General features: G+C 58.2%; 2 protein-coding genes. Both read left to right on the forward strand.

All coding sequences use genetic code 11. The features are described from left to right. Window positions 1-27 precede the first annotated feature (27 nt). On the forward strand, window positions 28-4,635 hold the full coding sequence (locus tag NH344_RS01345; RefSeq protein ID WP_228168705.1) for a condensation domain-containing protein: 4,608 nt from the start codon (window positions 28-30) through the stop codon (window positions 4,633-4,635). Window positions 4,636-4,660: 25 nt separating this feature from the next. Further along, window positions 4,661-7,861: a non-ribosomal peptide synthetase gene (locus NH344_RS01350; RefSeq protein WP_054641596.1), complete on the forward strand. Its 3,201-nt coding sequence runs from the start codon at window positions 4,661-4,663 to the stop codon at window positions 7,859-7,861. Window positions 7,862-7,886 lie beyond the last annotated feature (25 nt).

Raw genomic sequence — 7,886 nt, forward strand, 5'->3', positions numbered from 1 at the left:
CGGCCAGGAATTTCAGCAGGTATACCCATGACTACAAGGCACGCTCAGGCAATGAACAGCCATTCGGCCCATCACGATGTTTTTATAAGCTATGTCGAGCACTTGAGCCGTCTGTCCCAGGAAAGACCCGGCGACAGAGCGCTGGTCACCGTCAATGCTCAAGGCGAGACCATCCTCGACTACGCCACGCTGGAGCGGCGTTCACGTGCCCTGGCCAGCGAGCTCCAGCAGCGGTTTCCGGTGGGTGAGCGCGCTCTGATCTTGCTGGATAACGACGAACACTACGTGGTGGCGTTCTTAGCCTGTCTGTACGCCGGGGTGATTGCGGTACCCGTTTTCCCGCCGGAGTCGGCCAAGCAGCAGCATTTGGCTCGTCTTTTTGCCATCGCCGACGATTCTCAGGCTGCCTGTGTGCTCACTTCTTCGGCGGTGATCGAGCTGGTCGCTGCGGCGGGGAAGGACTTCGGTAGCGCTGAACTGATCCCCGTCGATGCCTTGGATGAGCGACGCGCCGAGTGTTGGGTTGAGCACCACCCCCAGCGTGATGACATCGCCTTTTTGCAGTACACCTCAGGCTCCACCGCCACACCCAAAGGAGTGATGGTCAGCCATGGCAATCTGATGGCCAACGAGCGGGCTATCGAAACGGGCTTTTCGATTGGTGCCGACGATGTCTTCGTGAGCTGGCTGCCGTTGTACCATGATATGGGCCTGATCGGCGGCCTGCTGCAGCCCCTCTATCGCGGTATCCCTGTGGTTTTGATGAGTCCCTCCTTCTTCCTGCAGCGGCCGGTACGCTGGCTGGAGGCGATCTCCCGCCATCGGGGCACGGTCAGCGGGGGACCCGATTTCGCCTATCGCCTTTGCCTCGAGCGCATCCGCGACGATCAGCTCAAGGCACTGGATCTCTCCAGCTGGCGGGTCGCGTTCTCAGGCGCCGAGCCGGTGCGCCACGATACCCTCACTGGATTTATCGAACGCTTCCGCCCGGCGGGCTTTGCCGCTGATGCCGCCGCCCCCTGCTATGGATTGGCGGAAGCCACGCTATTGGTTAGCTGCAATTCGCGCGGAACGGGCGTCGTGGGCACGGCTTTTTCACAGCAGTCGCTGGCCGAGGGGAAGGCCGCTTCCGCGGTGGAAGGCAACACCCTGGTGGGCTGCGGTACACCGGAGCCAGGGCACACCATCGATATCGTCGATCCCGAGGGACTGCACTCGCTGACCGAAGGCGACGTCGGCGAGATATGGGTCAATGGGCCTAGCGTGGCGCACGGGTATTGGCAGAACCCAGAAGCAACAGCGCAAGCCTTTGTTACCCGCGATGGGGTCCGTTGGCAGCGCACCGATGGGAGTGATGCCCAGAACCACGATGCTCGCGATGATCGCTGGCTGCGCACCGGCGATCTGGGGTTTCTGCACGAAGGGCAGCTGTATATCGCTGGGCGTATCAAAGATCTCATCATTCTGCGCGGCCATAACGTCTATCCCCAGGATATCGAGAGCGCTATCGAGGCGGAAGTGGAAGCCGTGCGCAAAGGGCGCGTGGCGGCCTTTGCCGTGACGACCCCGGAAGGCGCTGAAGGCATCGGCGTGGCGGCAGAAGTCTCCCGGGGTATTCAGAAGCTGGTCCCCGCCGAGAAGTTGATCGAGGCACTCAGTGAGGCGGTAGGATCCGCCTGCCATGAGCCGCTTTCTGTCGCGCTACTCCTCAACCCCGGCGGCCTGCCCAAAACCTCCAGCGGCAAGCTACAGCGCAGCGCCTGCCGCCAAGGCTGGGAAGCGGGTAGCCTGGATGCCTACGCCATTCACGCCTTTGGGGATTTTGTCAGTGGCGGCAGCGATGGGGATGCTAGTGGTGGAAAGTCATCGCAATCTACTGCGGAAGCAGGGAGCGAAACGGAGCAGGCGTTGGCGAAGCTCTGGTGCCAGGTGCTGGGGGACGGCAAGGAAAAGCCGTTGGGAAGAGATGCCCACTTCTTCGCCAGCGGTGGTAATTCTCTGGCGGCGGTGCAGTTGGCTTCGCGTATTAGCGATCATTGGGCGATTGATTTTCCTACTAGAGCCGTCATGGAAAAGCCGCGCTTTGGTGACGTGGTTGATGAAGTAGAGCGCCGGTTGGCGACTCCTTTGGCCTCCTATCAGGGAGGTGCCCAGAATCCACTGATACCTATTTCCCGCCATGCGGAACTACCTTTAGCACCTGTCCAGCGTCGGCTCTGGTTAGTTGATCGTTTGGCGAGTCAGGCGGGCGACCGTGAGCGTGCCGCCTATAACCTTCCTGCGCTATTTTCCCTGAAAGGGGAATTGAATATAGAGGTTCTAGAAAGAACCGTTAATGCCATCGTTGCGCGGCATGAAGCATTGCGTACCCACTACCCTGAAAGCGAGAGCGGTGATCCCATCGCGGTTGTAGAGGATCAGCGCAACATCGAACTTCCTGTTTTGGACTGCAGCGATCTTGCAGAGCAGGAGCAACAGCGATATCTGCAAGATACTTTCACCGAGTATGCGAACACACCGTTAGATCTTGCCACTGGGCCTTTAATTAAGGCGGGGTTACTGCGTTTTGGTGCACAAGAGCACGCCCTGATCCTGGTGATTCACCACATCGTCTTCGACGGCTGGTCCACGAGCGTATTCATCCGGGAATTTGCCTCTCTGTACGGGGAATTGCTGGAAGGGAAGGAATCTGGGTTACCCGAAGTGGGTATTCAGTACGTGGACTATGCCGCTTGGCATGAGAAAGCACTGTCGGGAGAGGCCTTCGAGCAAAGCGCAACCTTCTGGCGCCGCTATCTAAGTGATGCTCCTCCGCTCTCAACACTGCCGGGGGATTTCGCTAGGCCTGGCCAAGTATCGCATGCCGGTAGTGCCCTGAGCATGACATTGAGTCCAGACCTATCACAAGCGTTGAACAAGCTTGCCACACAGCGTGGCACCACGCTATTTACGCTTCTATTGGCGAGTTTCCAGCTGTTGATGCATCGCCAGACCCGTCAACACGACCTGATTGTGGGAACCGATGTCGCTGGCCGTAGCCATCCCGATGTTGAGCCGTTGATTGGCTTTTTTGTCAATGTAATCCCGCTGCGGTCTCGTTTGTCTGATGGCCAGATTGATTTCGGCCACTGGCTTGAGCAAGTACAGACCAGCGTGCTGGATGCCTTCGATCATCAAAATGTTCCCTTCGACAGAATTGTCGAGCTTTCAGGGATTGGTCGTGAGCGCGACCGTTCCCCCCTGATACAAACCCTCTTCGTACTACAAAACACGCCAACCGAGCGGTTCTCAATTCCGGGCTTGGAAGTGGAGGTAATGCCTCAGCCTCGGCAAGAGTCGAAGTTCGATATGGCGATATTCGTCAATGAGAGTGATACCGGACTATCAGTCGAGTGGGTCTACGCCACCGCATTGTACCGACGCGAAACCATTGAGCACTTAACCGGTGCCTGGCAGTCGCTACTAGCGCAGATCGTGGAAGCTCCCAACATGCCCGTCGAGGAGTTTCGTTTACCCCTAATGGAGAAACACGCTATGCAAAACAAGCTTTCAAAAGGTTCCAAACTCAACAAGCTTGGCAGCCTGAAATCCCAGCCAGGTGCGCGCCCCTCGACCAACAGTGACTCACCGATACGAACGGCATTGCTCGACGAAAAAAGAGTCTTTCCTCTCGTGATCGAAGCGACGGACGCTGACCTTGATGCGGTGGCGTGGGCAACTTCCCAGCGTGACTTCATCGAGCAACACTTACGCACGCATGCAGGCATCTTGTTCCGTAACTTTGGTCTGACCACACCGCAAGAATTTGAAGCCTTTGCCGAGGCTATCCAGCCGGGACTTTACGGCAATTATGGTGACTTGCCCAAGAAAGAAGGGGGGCGCAATACCTACCGTTCAACCCCCTATCCCGAGCGCCAGATGATTCTCTATCACAACGAAAGTTCGCATTTGGAGCGCTGGCCGCGCAAGCAACTGTTCTTCTGCGAATTCCCTTCTCCCGTGGGGGGCGCTACCCCGATCGTTGACTGCCGGGAGATGCTACGCCAACTGCCCTCCGATGTGGTGGAGGAGTTCGAGCGTAAAGGGCTGCTTTATGTGCGCACCTTCACCCGCAACCTGGACGTGAGCTGGCGAGACTTTTTCAAAACGGATAGCAAGGAGGAGGTTGAAGCGCGGCTCAAAGAAGCGGGAATCGAGTGGCAGTGGTTAGGTGATGACGAGCTGCAGACGCGCACGCGCTGCCCTGCGGTAGTCACTCATCCAGTGACCGGTGGCCGGGTGTTCTTCAATCAGGTGCAGCTCCACCACGTTAGTTGCCTTGAGCCTGATGTGAAAGAAGACCTGCTTGGCATGGTTGGCCAGGAGCGCCTGCCGCGTAATGTCTATTTCGGCGACGGCTCCGTGATTAGCGACGAGATGATGAAGGTTGTCGGCGAGGCCTACGAAGCCTGTGCGGTGCGTTTCGACTGGCGCCGGGGCGATGTGGTGATGGTCGACAACATGTTAGCGGCCCATGCCCGGGATCCCTACGAGGGGCCACGCAAGATCGTGGTAGCGATGGGAGACATCTATGAGCGTTCGGCGCTGGAAGAAGCCCAAGGGGCCAGTGCCGATGCCGAGTTGGTCAGTCAATAAAGTCACGGGGTTTGGGAGTCGATAAATGAATGCAATAACGGAACAGCAGAGCCTTGCCCATTGGCCGCTTAGCCCTGAACAACGTGCAGTGTTGGTGGCGGCGGAAACTAGTGAAAGTGATACCCAGCAGGCAGCATCGGCGCAGGCTAATGTCATGGTGGCCGATATCCAAGGTGCGCTTGATAGCTCGCGGCTGGAGCGTGCACTGAGCGACCTGAGGCAACAGCATGAAGTCCTAGCGACGGCTCTGAAGAGCGTAGCGGGGTATCGCGGGCTGCGACACCAGGCGCTTGAAGAACTACCTGCTATTGAGTGGCGGTATGAGGACTTACGCGGCAGCGATGACCAGGAACCACTGCTCGACGGCGATCTCAATGACGCTCTCAAAAACTATAGCGAGGCACTCAAGCTTCGGCCCATGGCCGTCGAGAGTGGCGAGCTGCTACGTCCAGCGCTGCTGCGTACTGGTGAAAAAAACTGGGTATTAGTGCTGGCTGTTTCGGCGTTGGTGGCGGATCGCGGCAGCCTGCAGTCGCTGTTCTCGGTGTTGGTGGAGGCTTACGATCAGAGCGGAGGAGCCGATGATGAGTCGGCGCTGCAGTATTCCCAATTCATCGAATGGCGCGCTTCCCTCGAAAGTGACGATGATGCCGAAGAAGGCCGTGAGTATTGGCAAAATCACCAGCAGCATGCCGAGCAGGCAGGCGCATGCCGTTTACCTGCAAGGCAAGCGCATCGCCATGACGTGCGGGCAGAGCATGAATATGTGGCCTTGCAGCTCGAACCAGACCTCGTAGCGCGTATCGATAGCCTAGCAGATGAGCTTCAAGTATCCGCAGAGGCAGTATTGCAGGCGGCGTGGTGGGCGCTACTCGCCAGGATTAGCGGCAACGAGTGTGTGCTGGGCGGCTGGCAACACGACTGCCGCCAGGATTACGAGGTGATGCAAGGGGCGCTTGGTCTCTTCGACAAGGTACTGCCGGTGCTAGTTGAAGGTATTGTTGATAGCGATTTCTCTAGTTGGATCGCCCGTCTAGCGGAGCAGTTAGAGGCGCATACCCAGGCCCAGGAGTATTGGTCGATTGATGCGCTGCCCGATAAGCGCCACCTCGCAGCGGGGTTCGCATTTTCAGAGGGGGTGAGTGAGTTAAAGTCGGCGGGTTTGCAGTGGCGCTTGCGAGAATTGCCAGGGCCATCAGCAGAATTTGAACTTGCCTTGCACATTGACCGCAGTGAGAGCGGCGTGGTGGCGACGCTCTATACCGACCCATCATGCTATAGCCGAGCGGCGGCCGAGTGTCTGCTGGGGCAGTACCAGACGCTGCTACAGGCTGGCCTCGCCGATCCCGCACAAAAACTATTTTCGGTGCCGCTTATTTCCCCTGAGCAACAGCTGGCGTTGCAGTCGATAGAGGACAGTGTGCTCGACGTGGGTGAGCGTAGCGTAGCGGCCCATATCGCTGACTGGGCGGCTTCGACGCCGGATGTCATTGCCATTGAGGAGCAGGGCCGTACGTTAAGTTACGCCCAACTAGAAGCCCGCATTAGTGATATCGCTCGGTGGCTGGATGGTCAGGGTGTCAAGCGTGGAGACTACGTAGCGCTTAATTTGCCCCGTTCCACCGATTTGGTCGTGCTGCTACTGGCAGTATGGCGTGCAGGTGCCGCCTACCTGCCGCTTGATCCAGAGTGGCCCGAAGCCCGTAAACGGCGGGTGCTTGAGGATGCCCAGCCCGTACTAGTAGTGAGCGCTGAAAAAGCCGAGGCGGAACCCACTTCACTGGCCCTTCCCGGCATCCGCAGTGTGGGGCTGCCACAAGAAGTGGATGAAGCGGGTAGTGCCTTGTCGTTTCCAGAGCCAGACCTCGGCGACGTGGCTTACCTTCTCTATACTTCTGGCTCCACGGGCACGCCAAAAGGTGTGGTAATCGAGCATGGCCAACTGCTCAATTACGTAGCCGGTGCCACAAAGGCCATGGGACTATCGGTATGCCAGCGCTGGGCATTGACCGGGTCGCTGGCTACTGATTTGGGTAATACGGTGCTGTTCGGCGCCTTGTTCAATGGAGCTCGCCTGGTGATCGCCGCACCTGACGATATGCAGGATGGCGACCACTTTGCGCGCTTTATGTCGGCGGCCGATATCGATGCGCTCAAGATAGTGCCTTCCCACCTGGAGGCCCTGCTGGAGTGCGAAGCTCCCCGGTTACCGAAAACGCTTATTTTAGGCGGTGAGGCAACTTCATCTGCCTTACTTTCGAGCATCGCGCGGATCTCCCCCGAGTGCCAGCTATACAACCACTATGGCCCCACAGAAGCCACGGTGGGCGTTATGGTGCATCCAGTATCGCTGGCGCAAGATATTGCAGGCCCGTTGCCACTAACCCAGCTGCTACCGAATTGCCGCTATCGAGTACTTGACGATAACTTGCACGCGACCCCCACCGGTGCCGTAGGTGAGCTGTATCTGGGCGGCGCCCAACTGGCGCGGGGTTATCTCAATAGCGATGCTTCCGCGTTTGTCGAAGATCCCTTTATTGCCGGTGAACGTCTCTATCGCACAGGCGATCTGGCGTGCGTGCTGCCCGAGGGTGGCGTACGCCTTATTGGGCGAGCCGATGACCAGATCAAGCTGCGTGGTTTCCGGATCGAACCGGCGGAAATCGAAAGCATGTTGCAAGCACAGCCAGGGGTTAAACAGAGCCTGGTTCGCCTGGTGGGTCGGGGCGGTGATACCCAGGAACTCGTAGCGTTCCTGATCGCTGACTCCGAGGTAACGTCCGTTGAGGGCCAAGCCCAGCTTCGCGAGCAGCTGGCTGTGCTACTGCCTGAGCCCATGCGTCCTTCTTGTTTTATCTCTGTTGAGCATTTCCCTCGCCTAGGTAACGGCAAGGTAGACACCTTCGCGCTGGAAGCCTTGGCCCAAAAAACCGCGAAAAGAAAAACCTTGGTGAAGCCCCGGGATGCCGTGGAAGCCAACCTGTGTCAGGCCATGGCTGAGCTGCTTGGTCGTGATGAGGTAGGCATTGATGACGACTTCTTCGAGCTGGGTGGGCACTCCTTGCTGGTGATCAAACTGGTGGCCCGCATCCGTAAGCAGTTCGGGATCGAGATAGCCCCCGGTGTGGTGTTCGATCATCCCACCGTCGCTGAGCTGGGTGCCGCTCTACGGGAGAGTTGTGCTGAGGCCAGCACGAGCGGTCTAGCCGAGCTTGATAGCAACTGAGTAGACAAACTTGCCTAGTAACATC

It is taken from the genome of Halomonas sp. Ps84H-12 (assembly GCF_024124725.1).
Taxonomy (GTDB): Bacteria; Pseudomonadota; Gammaproteobacteria; order Pseudomonadales; family Halomonadaceae; genus Vreelandella; species Vreelandella aquamarina.

Bases quoted from the DNA above. Each gene is read 5' to 3' on its own strand.
- NH344_RS01345 (WP_228168705.1), top strand. From the start codon at position 28: ATGACTACAAGGCACGCTCAGGCAATGAACAGCCATTCGGCCCATCAC.
- NH344_RS01350 (WP_054641596.1), top strand. From the start codon at position 4,661: ATGAATGCAATAACGGAACAGCAGAGCCTTGCCCATTGGCCGCTTAGC.